13 protein-coding genes and 4 tRNA genes are annotated in these 14,824 nt (G+C 63.3%); 12 read left to right on the forward strand and 5 right to left on the reverse strand.

What is annotated here, in order from left to right; translation table 11 throughout:
* Both CE_RS01210 and hisC read right to left on the reverse strand, forming a co-directional pair.
* A complete protein-coding gene (locus tag CE_RS01210) occupies positions 1–420 on the reverse strand; it encodes a phage holin family protein (RefSeq protein ID WP_006768498.1) in 420 nt (139 codons plus the stop codon).
* Positions 413–1,441 (reverse strand): histidinol-phosphate transaminase, encoded by a 1,029-nt coding sequence (gene hisC / locus CE_RS01215; RefSeq protein ID WP_143758384.1) that lies wholly within the window; start codon positions 1,439–1,441, stop codon positions 413–415. The genes CE_RS01210 and hisC overlap by 8 nt, the downstream gene beginning before the upstream one ends.
* A gap of 160 nt (positions 1,442–1,601) precedes the next feature.
* Between hisC and CE_RS01220 the strand changes: the two genes are divergently transcribed.
* The 4 genes from CE_RS01220 to CE_RS01235 all read left to right on the forward strand — a co-directional run bounded on the left by CE_RS01220 (position 1,602) and on the right by CE_RS01235 (position 3,981).
* Positions 1,602–1,690: transfer RNA gene (locus CE_RS01220), tRNA-Ser, on the forward strand.
* A gap of 33 nt (positions 1,691–1,723) precedes the next feature.
* Positions 1,724–1,799 (forward strand) — tRNA-Arg (locus CE_RS01225).
* A 349-nt stretch (positions 1,800–2,148) separates the two neighbouring features.
* Positions 2,149–3,759 (forward strand): SLC13 family permease, encoded by a 1,611-nt coding sequence (locus CE_RS01230; RefSeq protein ID WP_407921235.1) that lies wholly within the window; start codon positions 2,149–2,151, stop codon positions 3,757–3,759.
* Between the two features lie 149 nt (positions 3,760–3,908).
* Positions 3,909–3,981, forward strand: a tRNA-Arg gene (locus CE_RS01235).
* Positions 3,982–4,100: 119 nt separating this feature from the next.
* Here the strand turns inward: CE_RS01235 and CE_RS01240 are convergent.
* The gene (locus tag CE_RS01240) at positions 4,101–5,123 is read right to left on the reverse strand and encodes a prephenate dehydrogenase (RefSeq protein ID WP_035109076.1); all 1,023 of its coding nucleotides are present in this window, start codon (positions 5,121–5,123) and stop codon (positions 4,101–4,103) included.
* Between the two features lie 37 nt (positions 5,124–5,160).
* On the opposite strand from CE_RS01240, the gene CE_RS01245 reads away from it, so the two are divergent.
* From CE_RS01245 to CE_RS01260, 4 genes are all read left to right on the forward strand, one after another.
* Complete coding sequence (locus CE_RS01245; protein WP_006768494.1) at positions 5,161–5,646, forward strand: tRNA adenosine deaminase-associated protein; 486 nt, start codon at positions 5,161–5,163, stop codon at positions 5,644–5,646.
* The gene (tadA, locus tag CE_RS01250; protein WP_006768493.1) at positions 5,646–6,125 is read left to right on the forward strand and encodes a tRNA adenosine(34) deaminase TadA; all 480 of its coding nucleotides are present in this window, start codon (positions 5,646–5,648) and stop codon (positions 6,123–6,125) included. The genes CE_RS01245 and tadA overlap by 1 nt, the downstream gene beginning before the upstream one ends.
* Positions 6,126–6,230: 105 nt before the next feature.
* Positions 6,231–6,464 carry a CsbD family protein gene (locus CE_RS01255; RefSeq protein ID WP_006768492.1) on the forward strand — a complete coding sequence of 78 codons (234 nt, stop codon included), beginning with the start codon at positions 6,231–6,233 and terminating at the stop codon, positions 6,462–6,464.
* 42 nt (positions 6,465–6,506) lie between these two features.
* Positions 6,507–6,597 (forward strand) — tRNA-Ser (locus CE_RS01260).
* A gap of 59 nt (positions 6,598–6,656) precedes the next feature.
* Here the strand turns inward: CE_RS01260 and CE_RS01265 are convergent.
* Positions 6,657–7,277: a hypothetical protein gene (locus tag CE_RS01265; protein WP_006768491.1), complete on the reverse strand. Its 621-nt coding sequence runs from the start codon at positions 7,275–7,277 to the stop codon at positions 6,657–6,659.
* A gap of 310 nt (positions 7,278–7,587) precedes the next feature.
* On the opposite strand from CE_RS01265, the gene CE_RS01270 reads away from it, so the two are divergent.
* Together CE_RS01270 and tgt are read left to right on the forward strand one after the other, a co-directional pair.
* Positions 7,588–9,996: an MMPL family transporter gene (locus tag CE_RS01270; protein WP_006768489.1), complete on the forward strand. Its 2,409-nt coding sequence runs from the start codon at positions 7,588–7,590 to the stop codon at positions 9,994–9,996.
* 11 nt (positions 9,997–10,007) lie between these two features.
* A complete protein-coding gene (gene tgt, locus CE_RS01275; protein ID WP_035109074.1) occupies positions 10,008–11,273 on the forward strand; it encodes a tRNA guanosine(34) transglycosylase Tgt in 1,266 nt (421 codons plus the stop codon).
* 462 nt (positions 11,274–11,735) lie between these two features.
* On the opposite strand, the gene CE_RS01280 is transcribed toward tgt, so the two are convergent.
* Positions 11,736–12,563: a queuosine precursor transporter gene (locus tag CE_RS01280; protein ID WP_006768487.1), complete on the reverse strand. Its 828-nt coding sequence runs from the start codon at positions 12,561–12,563 to the stop codon at positions 11,736–11,738.
* On the opposite strand from CE_RS01280, the gene gluQRS reads away from it, so the two are divergent.
* Entirely contained in the window at positions 12,562–13,482 is a 921-nt protein-coding gene (gluQRS, locus tag CE_RS01285) for a tRNA glutamyl-Q(34) synthetase GluQRS (RefSeq protein ID WP_006768486.1), read from the forward strand. The genes CE_RS01280 and gluQRS overlap by 2 nt on opposite strands.
* Entirely contained in the window at positions 13,479–14,816 is a 1,338-nt protein-coding gene (locus tag CE_RS01290) for a hemolysin family protein (protein WP_006768485.1), read from the forward strand. The genes gluQRS and CE_RS01290 overlap by 4 nt, the downstream gene beginning before the upstream one ends.
* The last annotated feature ends 8 nt before the right edge of the window (positions 14,817–14,824 follow it).

The following is a 14,824-nucleotide window of genomic DNA, read 5'->3' on the forward strand; positions in this document are numbered from 1 at the left end:
TCAGCCCCTGCGCCCGCCGAGCAACCCGGTCACCGGCCCGAGGATCCAGTTGACCACCGTGATGATCAGCGCCCCCCACACCGCGGACCAGAAATCGGTGATGTGCAGGCCCAGCCCCAGCAGGTTGGAGATCCACTCCGCCAACAGGAAGATGCCGGCGTTGATCACCAGCAGGAACAACCCGAGGGTGAGGATGGTCAGGGGCAGGCCGATGAGCTTGAGGATCGGTTTCACCGTGGTGTTGAGCAGCACGATGATGGCGGCGACACCGAGGAAGACCAGGATGGTGTCGTACTCACCGTTGGCGTAGAACGGCTGCGCCGGGGTGGTGATGGAGATGCCCGCAATGAGCTGGATGGTTACCCACAGCGCCACCGCGGTGGCGGCGGTGCGGACGAAGAAACCCCAGATGCTACCCATGGTGCACAGCCTCCCAGGCCCGGATGAGGCGATCAGTTTCGGCGGCGTTGGTCACGGTGATCCGGGCACCCTCCGGGAAGGCGCGGATGACCACGCCGTGCTCCGCCAATCTGCCCGCCAGTTCCGCTGCCCCCTCACCGGGCAACCATACGAAATTGGCCTGGCTGGGGGCGGCACCGACCACCTGCGCCACACGCTCGCGTTCAGTGACCACCTCCTCGGTGCGTTCCAGCAGCTCATCAGCCGCGTTGAGGGAGGCGATGGCGGCAGCCTGGGCGAGGGAACTGACGGCGAAGGGGATTGCGACCTTGTTCATGGCCCCGATCAGCTCCGGATTGCCGAATGCGTAACCTACGCGCACCCCGGCCAGTCCGTAGGCCTTGGAGAAGGTCCGCAGGCCGATGACATTCGGGTAGCGCTGCACGGCCTCGGTGGACACGGGGGAGTCCTCCGCCCGGTTGAACTCGAAATAGGCCTCATCCAGGCCGACCACAACATCAGCGGGGACACGCTGCATGAAGGCCTCGAACTGCTCCTCGGTGAAGGTGGTGCCGGAGGGGTTGTTCGGATTGCACAGGAAGATCAGGCGGGTGCGGTCGGTGATGGCATCGAGCATCCCCTCTAGGTCATGGCCCTGGGTGTCCGGCAGCAGCGGGATCGGCACAGCGGTGGCTCCGGCGACGCGGGCGAAGATGGGGTAGGCCTCGAAACTGCGCCAGGGGAAGATGACCTCATCCCCGGCAGCGCAGGTGGCCTGAACCAACTGCTGACACAGGGCGGAGGAACCACACCCCACGGTGATCTGCTCGGGGGTGAGTTCCAGGTGGTCCGCCAGCACGCCCCGAAGCTCTACCGCCCCCATGTCCGGGTAGCGGTTGGCGCCGGTGGCAGCCTCGGTGATGGCCGACACCGCCGCCGGCAGCGGGGGGAAGGCGACTTCATTGGAGGACAGTTTGAGGGCATCCCCGAGGTTCTTCCCCGGGACGTAGGTGGGGATGTCGGTGAGGTCAGCGCGAATCATGAATTCAACCCTACTCGCGGGGGTGGACACGATCGTCTGGCACAATCCCCCTACCGCCGCGGAATGGGGGAAAACCCAGCTGTGGCCACCTAATTTGTCTAAATCCTGAAACGGACGGTACTGTACTAGACGGTCATATCAACCATGTCGGTATGGCCATGGAGACGTGCCAGAGCGGCCGAATGGGGCTCACTGCTAATGAGTTGTCCTCTTAACGGAGGACCGGAGGTTCAAATCCTCTCGTCTCCGCTCTTCGAGCCTTGTTTACAGGGTCGAGGATCTGCGCCCGTAGCTCAACGGATAGAGCATCTGACTACGGATCAGAAGGTTGGGGGTTCGAATCCCTCCGGGCGCACCACAATACGAAGATCCCGGTTGAACCACAGTTCAGCCGGGATCTTTCGTCTTTCTGCGGCCCCGGGCGGTGCGGGTGCAAGAGAGCCGTTCTGAGTCGTGCGCAAAGCGCGCAAACCGGGGTCCACGCAGGTAAGTACCCCTGCTTATGGGGGTGATCACCGGGGTTAGACAGTGAAATAACAGTCCGATTAAAGGTAATGGCAATCCTGCAGGTGGTATCGCATGCCGAACGTATCAAGCAATTTGATCATATCTTTCTCCCGCTCTTCCACTTTACGTTCCAACATGTTAACGGGGTTAGGATTCCCGGGTCTCAAAAAGACCCGTACGCAAAGAGGAGAATTGCAGCGATGAGCGCAACTGAAGTAAAAGAAGGCGGCACCGGCGATACCGGTGGTGCCCGCGAGGCCGGTGATGTCGGCGAGGTGATGAAGGTCGGGGACCGGAGGGAATGGCACCGCCGGGCCCGTGGCCTGATCACGGGTGTGGTGCTCGCCCTGCTGGTCTATCTGTTCTTCCCCTCCAATGCTGTGGAGGTGGTGGCTGAATCTGCCGGTTTCGACCCGGAGGCCGAGTACTCCCGTGAGGCCATGCGGATCACCGCCGCCACCACCGTGCTCATGGCGGCCTGGTGGATGACCGAGGCGATCCCGCTTCCGGCGACCGCCCTGATTCCGCTGATCGCGTTCCCGCTGTTCCAGGTGTCCTCGTTCGCCGATGCCGCCTCACCGTATGCCAACCCCACCATTTTCCTGTTCCTCGGTGGCTTCCTGTTGGCCCTGGGGCTGCAGAAGTGGGACCTGCACCGCCGCATGGCGCTCGCAGTGGTTCTTGCCGTGGGTACCAGGCCCAAGCAGCTGGTGCTGGGCTTCATGGTGGCCACCGGCTTCCTGTCGATGTGGGTATCCAACACCGCCACCGCCGTGGTCATGTTGCCGATCGGCATGTCCGTCCTGGTGCTCACCGCGGAAACCGTCGGTGGCATGAAAAACCAGAAGAAGTTCGCCACCGGTCTCATGCTGGCCATCGCCTATTCCGCGTCGATTGGCTCCCTGGGTACCCTCATCGGCACCCCTCCGAATGCGCTGCTGGCCGCCTACATGTCCGAGTCCCACGACATCACCATCGGTTTCGGGCAGTGGATGCTGGTCGGTGTGCCGATCGCGGTGATCTTCACCGTGATTGCGTGGCTGGTGCTGACCACCGTGTTCAAGCCGGAAATCGATGAGATCCCAGGTGGAAAGGAACTGATCCGGGAGGAGATCAAGAAACTGGGTCCCTGGACCAAGCCGCAGATCAGCGTGGGTATCGTCTTCCTCGCGGCCGCCCTGTCCTGGGTTTTCATCCCGCTGATCCTGGACTGGACAGGTTCCGAGCTGGCCATCCACGATGCCATGATCGGCATCATCGCCGGTGTCCTGCTGTTCACCATCCCCGCCAACTTCAAGAATGGCGAGCGTCTGCTGGACTGGAAGACCGCCAATGAAACCCCGTGGGATGTGCTCATCCTCTTCGGTGGTGGCCTGTCCCTGTCAGCCATGTTCACCCAGACCGGTCTGTCCCTGTGGATCGGTGAAATGGCCAAGGGGTTGGGTACCCTGCCGGTCATCCTGCTGATCTTCTCGGTGGCGGCACTGGTGCTCTTCCTCACCGAGTTCACCTCCAACACCGCCACCGCGGCGACCTTCCTCCCGATCATGGGTGGTGTCGCCGTGGGCATCGGACTCACCGCCGGAGGCGAGCAAAACGTGTTGCTGCTGACCATCCCGGTTGCGCTTTCTGCAACCTGTGCCTTCATGCTGCCTGTCGCGACCCCGCCGAACGCCATCGCCTTCGGTTCCGGTTACGTCAAGATCGGCGAGATGGTCAAGGGCGGTGTGTGGCTCAATATCATCGCTCTCATCCTCATCACGATTGCCACCTACCTGATCGCCATTCCCGTCTTCGGGATTGTCCTTTAATAACAGGTGACATCTGCGTGAATGTTGAACCCGCGCCCCGACATTTCCGGGGTGCGGGTTTTGCGTATCAACTGCGGATTTGTAGGAAAATGGAACCCGGTGTAATGTAATCAGTCGTTGCAGAGAGCGCGTAAGCCACAATCTGCACCGCGCCCGTAGCTCAACGGATAGAGCATCTGACTACGGATCAGAAGGTTGGGGGTTCGAATCCCTCCGGGCGCACAATCACAGAAAATCCCAGCCGGTCAGGCTGGGATTTTTTGCTTGTCGACGCCCCCTGCCCACCCGTACCCCCGGCAGGTGCGGGGAGCGCGCGGTGGGCGGGGCGTCGACAAGCGGGGTTAGAACACCTCGATGCGCGCACCGAGGGTCTCGGCGTGGATGAGCTGCTTATCCCAGTTCGGTTGGCCCGGGTGCATGCGCAGCACCGGGCGGGAGGAGGTGAGCATCGGGCTGACCGACTCCTGGGAGCGGCCGTGGCCGGTGCGGGCCTCATAGCGCAGGCGGGAACGGTAACCGTTGTCAGCGAGCTGCTCCACGCTCGGTGGGGTGGCGGCCAGGTGGTCGCGGGTCTCCTGCAGAATCGCCAGCGCCTCATCGAGCGCGGTGAGCAGGGCATCGGCGTTGCCCTCACACATGGCACGCACCAACCCGGGTTCGGTGCCGGCGACGCGGGTGACATCCCGGAAACTGCTGGCGGCCAGCGACAGGGACAGCGCGCCACCGTTGTCACCGACGATGGCGGCGGTCTCCGCGAGCAGGTGGGGCAGGTGGGACACCCGGGCCGCTGCGGCATCATGGGGACCGACGCGGGCGGGCACCACCTCCGACCCCACCGCGGCGGCCATCTGGCAGACATCCTTCCAGATGCCCGTCCAGTGGGCGGAGACCTTCTCTGTATCCATCAGGTGGTCGAAGGTGATCACCCACACGGCCCGCTCGAACAGGCCGGTCATGGAGGCCCCCCAACCGGATTCGGTGGTGCCGGCCATCGGGTGGCTGCCCACATAGCGGTCCTGCATGTCACGGGCCTTGACGGCGTCATAGACAGCTGTCTTCACGCTGACCACATCGGTGAAACCACAGTTGGGGGCGTGGGTGTTGATCTCGTCGAGAAGCTCCTCGACCGCGGTCATGGGCACAGCGAGGACGATGAGGGCGTCCTCCTCCGCGGCGCGCCCCAGGGTGGGGATGAGCTCGGCGGAGACGTCGAAGCCCTCCGTGACGGCGGAACGGGCGCCGGAGCGGGAGCGGTTATAACCGAAAACAGTGTGGCCAGCGGCATGGAGATCGCGGAGCAGTGATCCTCCGATGAGGCCGAGGCCGAGAATGCAAACCGGGCGGGAAATGTCTTTGGTAGTCACCTGACAAGTGTGACACATTGCTACTACGGTTAGCTCTATGGATGACGGTTTTAGCTTTGCGGTCACAGCCACCCTGGCCGATGGTCGCTGGCATGTGAGTCGGTTCAATGATGATTTCACCGGGATCGCCACCTCGGTCAGGGCGGTCCGCGGTCTGCGCAGTGAGGGACCGGCTTTCGCCCTGCTCAACGTCGAGGACGAGTATTTTGTTATCGTCCGCCCCACCCCCGGTAATACCTTCGCCTTCCTCTCCGATGCCACGATGGCCGTCGATGATGATTTCGCCGCCTCCATCATGGATGAACTCGACGCCGACATCCCGGACCTCGACCCGGATGACCTCGATGATGTGGACCCCTGGCCCGAGGGTGATTTCGATATCCTCGCCGATCTCGGCGTCGCGGAGGAGGTGCTGTCCGTCATCTGTGATGACCTCGATCTGGCGCCCTCCGAGCAGTTGTTGCGCATCGCGGAGGAACTCGGTTTCGATGACGAGCTCGCCCGCGTCACGGGCATGGATTGATGGGGGTTCTTCCCACCCCGCGGCGTGTGCTGCAGGATGAACGCCGCATGCGTCACGCCCTCGAGATCGCCCGGCAGACCCCGCCCGGGGATGTGCCCGTGGGCGCGGTCATCTACGCACCCGACGGCCAGATCCTGGCCACCGCCACCAACCGCCGCGAAACCGACCGGGACCCCACCGCGCACGCCGAGATCATTGCTTTACGATGCGCCGCCCGCCGCTTCACCGACGGTTGGCGCCTGACCGACTGCACCCTGGTGGTCACCCTGGAACCCTGCAGCATGTGCGCCGGCGCCCTGGTGGGTGCGCGGGTGGGCCGCCTGGTGTTCGGGGCGTTTGAACCCCGCACCGGGGCCTGCGGATCGGTCTTCGATGTGGTCAGGGATCCGGCCGTGCTGCACCGGGCGGAGGTCACTGGCGGGGTCCTGGAGGAGGACTGCGCCAAGTTGATGACTGATTTCTTCTCCGGGCAGCGTTAATTACAGCCTGATGAAAATTCCATAACAACCCACTCCCGGCTGGTTGATGTCACTACAGTGGGGCCTTATAAGCAGCAACTACTTGATTCCGAGGAGTGAAACATCATGGGTGACCTGTCCAACAAGGCTGAAGGTGTCGGCGGCAAGATCAAGGAGGGCATCGGTGAGGCAACCGGTAATGAATCCCTCGCCGATGAGGGTCGTGCCGATCAGACCAAGGCTGACATCAAGGAAGCCGTGAGCGATGCCGGCGACAAGATCAAGGACGGCGCCAACAAGGTGCTGGGTTCCTTCCAGGACAAGGACCCGGATGTGGAGCATCCCGAAGCCGTCAACTAACTGATTTGTTTGACACCTCACCAAACCGTTAAGCTGGTTCGCGGTGGCGTGTCCGAGCGGCCGAAGGTGATCGCCTCGAAAGCGATTGTTGGGTAATCCCCAACCGGGGGTTCAAATCCCCCCGCCACCGCCAGTGGAAAACCGTCTGTGAGCAGTAGTGCTGACAGGCGGTTTTCTCCATGCCGGGGGTTGTCAGCTGCTTGAAGGGGCCCGGGGGATGGCATGCGTGCCACCGGCATAGGGGAAGTGTTTCCGGTGGGCGGCCTGCCAGTAGATGTCACCGGCGGGGCGGAGGTGCCCGGCGGAGTCGTAGAAGGTACCGTCACACGTCTCCTCGATCACCTGCCGGGAGGGTCCGATGTACATGGCGAAGGCCGGGGTGGGGGACTCGGTGTAAAGCCCGGATTCATTCCGGAATTTGATGCCGAAGAAGCGGATATCCCCGGTGTTTGATTGTGCTGTGGTGGAACCGGGGTCATCGAGCGCAGCGAAGGTGAGCGTGCCGTGTTCATCCATGGATCCGAACGCGGTGGGGTGGGGCCCGTAGTTGGCGCCGGTGCGGTAGGTGATGACATCCCCGACATATTCGGAGGGATCCGAATTCAGGCCGATGTACCAGTGGGGGCGGGTGTTGCGGCTGGTCTCCCAGGGAGGGGGTGTGACCACCCCGTCCGGTGCCAGGCAGTAGACCGGCAGTCCGGAGGCGGTGGTGGAGTTCTGCGCTGCTGCCGGGGAGGCCAGGCCTGCGACCACCAGCCACATCAGCATGATCATGATGGCCAGGTGACGGGCGGAAGTGAAGCTGTAAACCATGGTGCACCTCTGTTAGTTAGTGACTCAGACCACATTTCTTCTTGGTGTCAGTGTACGGGGCCGCATGATGGGGGAGGGCGGAATGCTTAAAGAATCCTGTGATCGGGGTGGGAAAAATAGACATTCAGTGTGCCCATCCGGGAGCAGAGGACGGTTATCTGAAAAATCACCGGGGTATGTCACCCGGGGTGCGGCGGTCCGCCACCGTGCCCGGTTTCTCCGGTTCCCGGAAACCCGCCCGACGGGGGTAAGTTGGACGGACAGAAGAACTGAGTGCGCTCATCAGTACGGTCAGAGGAGAAACACCCCAGTGGCAAAACTGCTATTCAGGTTGGGCAGGTGGTCCTACAACCGCAAGTGGATCGTCATTTCCGCGTGGTTGGTGATCCTGGCCATCGTCGCCGGCCTGGCACTGTCACTGCAGCGTGGGTTCACCAACACCTTCACCATCGAGGACACCCCGTCGATCGACGCGACCGTGTCGCTGGTGGAGAATTTCCCCGACCAACCCAACCCCGTCACCGCAGCCGGCATCAACGTGGTCTTCCAGGCGCCCGAGGGCATGACGCTGGAACATCCGGAGATGAGGGAGGCGGTGGATGTGGTCGTCGACACGCTCCGGGAGAACCTCGGGGACGAGATGACCGGCACCGAGCGCTTCGGCAACCCGGTGGAGGTCTCGCCCGCGCTCGAGGAACAGATCGTCGCGCAGATGACGGAGATGGGGCTGCCGGAGGAATCGGCCATCGAGGACGCCGCCAACTTGAGGATGCTCAGCGAGGATGCCCGTATCGGCTACACCACCTTCAACATCGATGTCCCGGGCCCTGAATATGTCGACGACAACCACCGGGCCGCCATCAACGATGCACTGGACAAGGGCCGTGACCTGGGCGTCCGCGTGGAGGCCGGTGGCCCCGGATTCGGTGATCCCATCCAGATCAAGACCACCAGTGAGATCATCGGCATCGGCATCGCCTTCATCGTCCTGATCTTCACCTTCGGCTCCCTGGTGGCCGCGGGCCTGCCGCTGCTCACCGCGGTCATCGGTGTGGGTATCGGTGCGCTGTCGATCGTGCTGGCCACCGCCTTCATGGAACTGAACAACATCACCCCGGTGCTGGCCGTCATGATCGGTCTGGCGGTTGGTATCGATTACGCGCTGTTCATCCTGTCCCGCTACCGCGCCGAATATAAACGCATGCCCCGGGCAGAGGCCGCCGGCATGGCGGTGGGCACCGCGGGGTCCGCCGTCGTCTTCGCTGGCGCGACCGTGATCATCGCGCTGGTGGCCCTGGCCATCGCCGACATCGGCTTCCTCACCGTCATGGGTGTCTCCGCGGCGTTCACCGTCCTAATCGCAGTGCTGATCGCCATCACCTTCATCCCCGCGCTGCTGGGTGTGCTCGGTGGGCGGGCATTCAAGGGCAAGATCCCCGGCATCGGTGGCAACCCAACCCCACGTCAGACCTGGGAGCAGGTACTGAGCCGCCGCTCCAAGGGACGCATCTGGGTCACCTTCGTGCAGAAGGTGCCCGGCCTGGTGGTGGCCGTGGTGGTGCTGGGTCTGGGCGCGCTGTCCATCCCCGTGACCAACCTGGAGCTCGCGCTGCCGTCGGACTCAACCTCCAACATCGACACCACCCAGCGCCAGTCCGCCGAACTCATGGCCGAGGGCTTCGGGGCGGGCGTGAACGCGCCGTTCCTGGTGGTGGTGGATGCGCATGACGTCAACCCCGATGCGCTGGCGCTGCAGCCCCTGATCAACGTCCAGGACGTCGGCGACCCCGACTTCGACCGCGGGGCGGCCGCCCGCTTTGCGACGTTCCTCTATGTCACCCAGACCTATGACTCCAACCTGGATGTCAAAAACGCCCAGATCATCGCCGTCAACGACGACGCCACCGCAGCACAGGTCCTGGTCACCCCCTTCACCGGCCCGGCTGACCCCGCCACCACCGACCTGCTGCATGTCCTGCGCACCCAGGAGATCCAGATGGAGGACGCCACCGGTGTGGAACTGGGCACCACCGGCCTGACCGCGGTGCAGCAGGACATCACCGAACAGCTTGAAGGTGCCATGCCCGTCTACCTCGCCGTGGTCGTGGGACTGGCGATCTTTCTGCTCATCCTGGTGTTCCGCTCCCTCATGGTCCCGCTGGTCGCGGGCCTGGGTTTCCTGCTGTCCGTGGGTGCCGCCTTCGGTGTGACGGTGCTGTTCTGGCAGGAGGGCCTATGGGGCATCGTGAACACGCCCGGCCCGCTGATCTCCTTCATGCCGATCTTCCTCATCGGTGTCACCTTCGGCCTGGCCATGGACTACCAGGTGTTCCTGGTAACCCGCATGCGCGAGCACTACTCCCACCACAACGGCCGCGGAATGCCCGGATCGAAGTACAGCGCGGTCGACCAGTCCGTCATCGAGGGCTACACCCAGGGCTCCCGCGTGGTCACCGCCGCCGCCCTGATCATGATCGCCGTGTTCGTGGCCTTCATCGACCAGCCGCTGCCCTTCATCAAGGTCTTCGGCTTCGCCCTCGGTGTGGGTGTGTTCTTCGATGCCTTCTTCATCCGCATGGCGCTGGTGCCGGCGTCGATGTTCCTCATGGGACGGGCCACCTGGTGGATGCCCCGCTGGCTGGACCGCATCCTTCCGAGCCTGGATGTGGAGGGCTCCGCACTGGAAAGGGAATGGGAGCGCAGCCAGGTCAGGCAGTAGAGTGGACAACCATGTCTGCGGAAAAAACCGATCTCTCGTTCACGCTCCACAACCAGCTGGACGACCCAGCCCCCGGAAAACACGGGCGCACCGGCACCATCCACACCCCCCATGGTGACATCCACACCCCGGCCTTCATCCCGGTGGCCACCAAGGCGACCGTCAAGACCCTGACCCCGGAACAGATCCGCGAAACCGGCGCCCAGGCGATCCTGTCCAACGCCTACCACCTCTACCTCCAGCCCGGCCCCGACATCGTCGACGAGGCCGGTGGCGTGTCCGCCTTCGAGAACTGGCACGGACCCACCTACACCGACTCCGGTGGCTTCCAGGTCATGAGCCTGGGCTCGGGATTCAAGAAGGTCCTGGCCATGGACACCACCAACCTCACCCGCGAGGACATCAAGGCCGCCAACAAGGAACGCATGGCACATGTCGACGATGACGGAGTGGACTTCAAATCCTTCATCGACGGTTCCAAACACCGCTTCACGCCCGAGGTGAGCATGCAGATCCAACATCAGCTCGGCGCCGACATCATCTTCGCCTTCGACGAACTCACCACCCTCATCGACACCTACGACTACCAGGTCGAGTCCGTGGAACGCACCCGCCGCTGGGCGCAGCGCTGCCTGCTGGAACACGAACGCCTGACGCAGGAACGGGCGGACAAGCCACTGCAGTCACTCTGGGGCGTGGTGCAGGGCGCGCAGTACGAGGACCTTCGTCGACAAGCGGTGCACGGCCTGCTCGAGCTCGACCGCGAGGCAGCCGACGAGGGCCGCCGCGGTTTCGGTGGCTTCGGCATCGGCGGCGCCCTGGAGAAGGAGAACCTGGGCACCATCGTCGGCTGGGTCTGCGACGAACTCCCCGACGACAAACCCCGCCACCTGCTGGGCATCTCCGAACCCGACGACCTCTTCGTGGCCATCGAAGCCGGCGCCGACACCTTCGACTGTGTCGCCCCCACCCGCCTCGGCCGCCGCGGTGGCGTCTACACCCTCGACGGACGCCTCAACCTGGGCAGCTCCCGCTTCAAACGCGATTTCCGACCCATCGACGAGGAAGTCGGCGGCTACGTCAGCCAGAACTACACCCGCGCCTACATCCAGCACCTGCTCAAAGCCAAGGAATTCCTCGCCGGCACCCTGTGCACCATGCACAACCTGCACTTCATGATCAAGCTTGTCGACGACATCCGCACCTCCATCGACAACGGCACCTACCACGAGTTCAAAGCCGAATTCCTCGGCAGGTACTACGCCGGGAAGAGGTAGATGGCGCTGCAGTGAGCACAACCGTGCCACCTTGGGCGGGAAACTGTCGGTTCCGCGGGGGAGTTGACACGGTTGTGCTCGTGTTGGGGCTCCGGGGCACCGAATTGCTGGCTGGGCCGGCGCTCGGTGCATAACCATGCCACCTTGGCCGCGGAACGGTCCTTTTCAGGGTGGAGTTGGCATGGTTGTGCTCGTTTCGGGGTTCTGGCGGGCCGAAATTCCGGTCATACCGGCACCGTGCTGCACAACCGTGCCACCTTGGGCGGGAGACTGTCGGTTCCGCGGGGGAGTTGGCATGGTTGTGTTCGTCTCGGGGTTCTGTGGCGCCCAATTGCTGACTGCACCGGTATTCCGCGCATAACCGTGCCAACTAGCGCTGGGAACGGCCCATTCCACGGGGAAGTTGGCACCCTTTTGCACGGCAACTTCCCGCACGGTAACCTCCCGCCCAACCCCGACAGCTCAGTGCGTGCCGTATCCCTCGCGGCGTTTGACCCAGGCAATCACGGCGTAGGTGACGGGGAGCAGCACGACCTCGATGAGAGTCTTCCAGAGGAAACCGACCATGACGTAGTTGATGAAGTCGCCAGCTGTCGCGATACCGATGACGGGGGCGGCGATGGCGCAGAAGAGCAGGGTGTCACCGAATTCACCGACAACGGTGGATCCGAGCAGGCGCGCCCAGAGGCCTTTTTCACCGGTGCGTTTCTTGATCGCGACCAGGACATAGGCGTTGAGGAGCTGGCCGACGACATATCCTGCCAGGGATGCGAGCACGATCTGCGGGATGAGGCCGAGGGTGGCTTCGAAGGATTCCTGGCCGTCCCAGAAGCTGGCGGCGGGCAGCCAGATGGCGATGTAGAAGGAGACGACGGCGATGATGGTGACCAGGAAGCCGGTCATGATGGCGCGTCGGGTGGCTTTGAGTCCGTAGCATTCAGCGAGGACATCGCCGATGATGTACGCGGCGGGGAAGAGGAAGAAGGCGCCGTCGGTGATCAGCGGGCCGATTTCAACGCCCTTGGAGGCGGTGATGTTGGAGATCAGGAAAATCGCGGTGAACAGTGCGACCAGAACGGGGTACAGGCTGGCCTGCACGGGGATGAACTGGGCTTTACCGGACGTGGGGGTTGCTGCGGCAACTGCCACGCCCTGCCCAGGCGTGTGTGTATCGTTGTCATTTTTCACGTCCACCACCTTAAACCGCGGGGTAACTGTTGCTGAAATGCGGGATGGACACCGGTTCCATCCGAACCCCATCCGGCCTGTCACGGTTAATGTGTAGTCCATGGCCGGAAGATATGCTCCCTCACCGAGTGGTGATCTCCACTTCGGTAACCTCCGTACCGCCCTGCTGGCGTGGGTGTTCGCTCGCCACGACGGTCGGGATTTCCTCATGCGCGTCGAGGACATCGATGAGCAGCGTTCCACGATGGAATCAGCGGAGCGTCAGCTGTCAGATCTGTCCATGTTGGGGCTGGACTGGGATGGCGATGTGCTTTATCAATCGTCCCGCCATGATGCCTACCGTGCTGCGATCGCCCAGCTGGATACGTATGAGTGTTACTGTTCGCGGCGTGATATCCAGGAGGCTTCCCGCGCGCCGCATGCGAAGCCGGGGATGTATCCGGGGACCTGCCGGGAACTGACCCCGGGGCAGCGCGCTGAGCGTCGTGCCGGGCTGGCTGCCCAGAATCGTCACCCGGCGATTCGTCTTCGCGCGGAGGTGGACAGTTTCACCGTCGTCGACCGTCTGCGCGGTGAGGTGACCGGCGACGTGGATGATTTCATCCTGTTGCGCGGTGGGCAGGAACCGGGTTGGGCATACAATCTCGCTGTGGTGGTCGATGATGCCTTCCAGGGCGTTGACCAGGTTGTCCGTGGCGACGACCTGCTTGATTCCGTCGCCCGCCAGGCGTACCTCTGCACGCTGCTGGGCGCCGCGATCCCGGAGTACGTCCACGTGCCCCTGGTCCTTAACGCGCGCGGTCAGCGGCTGGCCAAGCGCGACGGGGCGGTCACCCTCCGTGAGATGCTTGTCGACGCCCCCCTCACCCACATCATCTCCTCCCTCGCAGCCTCACTCGGCTACGAGGGGATCTCCACCCCGGTGGAACTGCTGGCGGTGTTCGATCCCGGGGCACTGTCGTTGGAACCCTTCATCTTCACCGGTCTTAACGGATCCGCAACTGACAGGATGGATAAATGAGCGTGTGGTTGAGCGCCGTGCTGGTGCTGGTGTTCGTCCTCATCGGTGGGGTGTTTGCCGCAACGGAGATGGCCCTGGTGAGTCTGCGTGAGTCGCAGATCAGGCGTCTGGAACGATCGAAGGGCGCAGGCCGGACGGTGGCGGGACTGGCCCGAGATTCGGGGTTGTTCCTCTCCGCGGTGCAGATCGGGGTGACGTTTGCCGGTTTCTTCTCCTCGGCGTTCGGTGCCTCGACGATTGCCCCGCAGCTGACCCCGGTGCTGCAGGGGTGGGGTGTGCCCGGGGATGTGGCCGGGGTGATCTCCCTGGTGGTGCTCACCCTCATCGTGTCGTATCTGTCGTTGGTGCTCGGTGAGCTCGTTCCGAAGCGTATCGCCATGCAGAAGGCGGAGCGGGTGTCGCTGATCGTCGCCCCGCCCCTGAACATCTTCGCCCGGTTGATGCGCCCGGTGATCTGGTTGATCAACGGCTCCTCCAATCTGCTGCTCCGGCTGCTCGGGTTCGATCCGGATGCCCGGACCGAGGACATGACCGAGGAGGAGGTGGTGGAGATCGTCACCTCCTTTGAGGGCTTTGAACAGGGGGAGCGGGAGATCGTCGCGGATGTCTTCGAGGCGAATGACCGCCTGGTCACGGAGATCATGCGCCACCGCTCCGATGTGGTGGCCTTCGAGGCGTCGGAAAGCGTGGCGGAGGTGGTCGACGCCATCCGGAACCAGCCGTATTCCCGTTATCCGGTCTATGAGGAGACCATCGATGACACGATTGGTTTCATCCACGTCCGGGGCCTGTTGGAGGCCGCCACCAGGGGAGAGGGGGATCTGCCGCTGCGGGAGATCGCCCGCCCCATCCAGTATTTCCCCGGCACACTGCGTTTACCTGCAGCGATGCGTCAGATGCGGGCCAGTGGCAACCACATCGCCATGGTGGTGGATGAATACGGGGGCACCGATGGGCTGGTCACCCTGGAGGATCTGTTGGAGGAACTGGTCGGGGAGATCTGGGATGAGTACGACCGGGATGAGCACCGGGCGGTGATGCAGCTGCATGAATCCCAGTTGATGGATGCCAGCACCAACCTGGAGGATTTCGCCGATGTCTCCGGCATCCTGCTTCCCGAGGGCCCCTATGAGACGGTGGCGGGGTGGATCGTGATGAAGCTCGGGCGCCTGGGCCGGGTGGGTGATGTCGTGGAGATCCCCGCGGATTACACCATCGATGCCGAGGACGATGCGGGGGATATCCGGTACGAATTGGAGATCGCCGAGGTCAGGGGCAACCGGATCACCCGGGTGAAGCTGAGTAAGACAGACGGGCCACCCACCCAGGAATGACCCCCTGC

Source organism: Corynebacterium efficiens YS-314 (genome assembly GCF_000011305.1).
Taxonomy (GTDB): Bacteria; Actinomycetota; Actinomycetes; order Mycobacteriales; family Mycobacteriaceae; genus Corynebacterium; species Corynebacterium efficiens.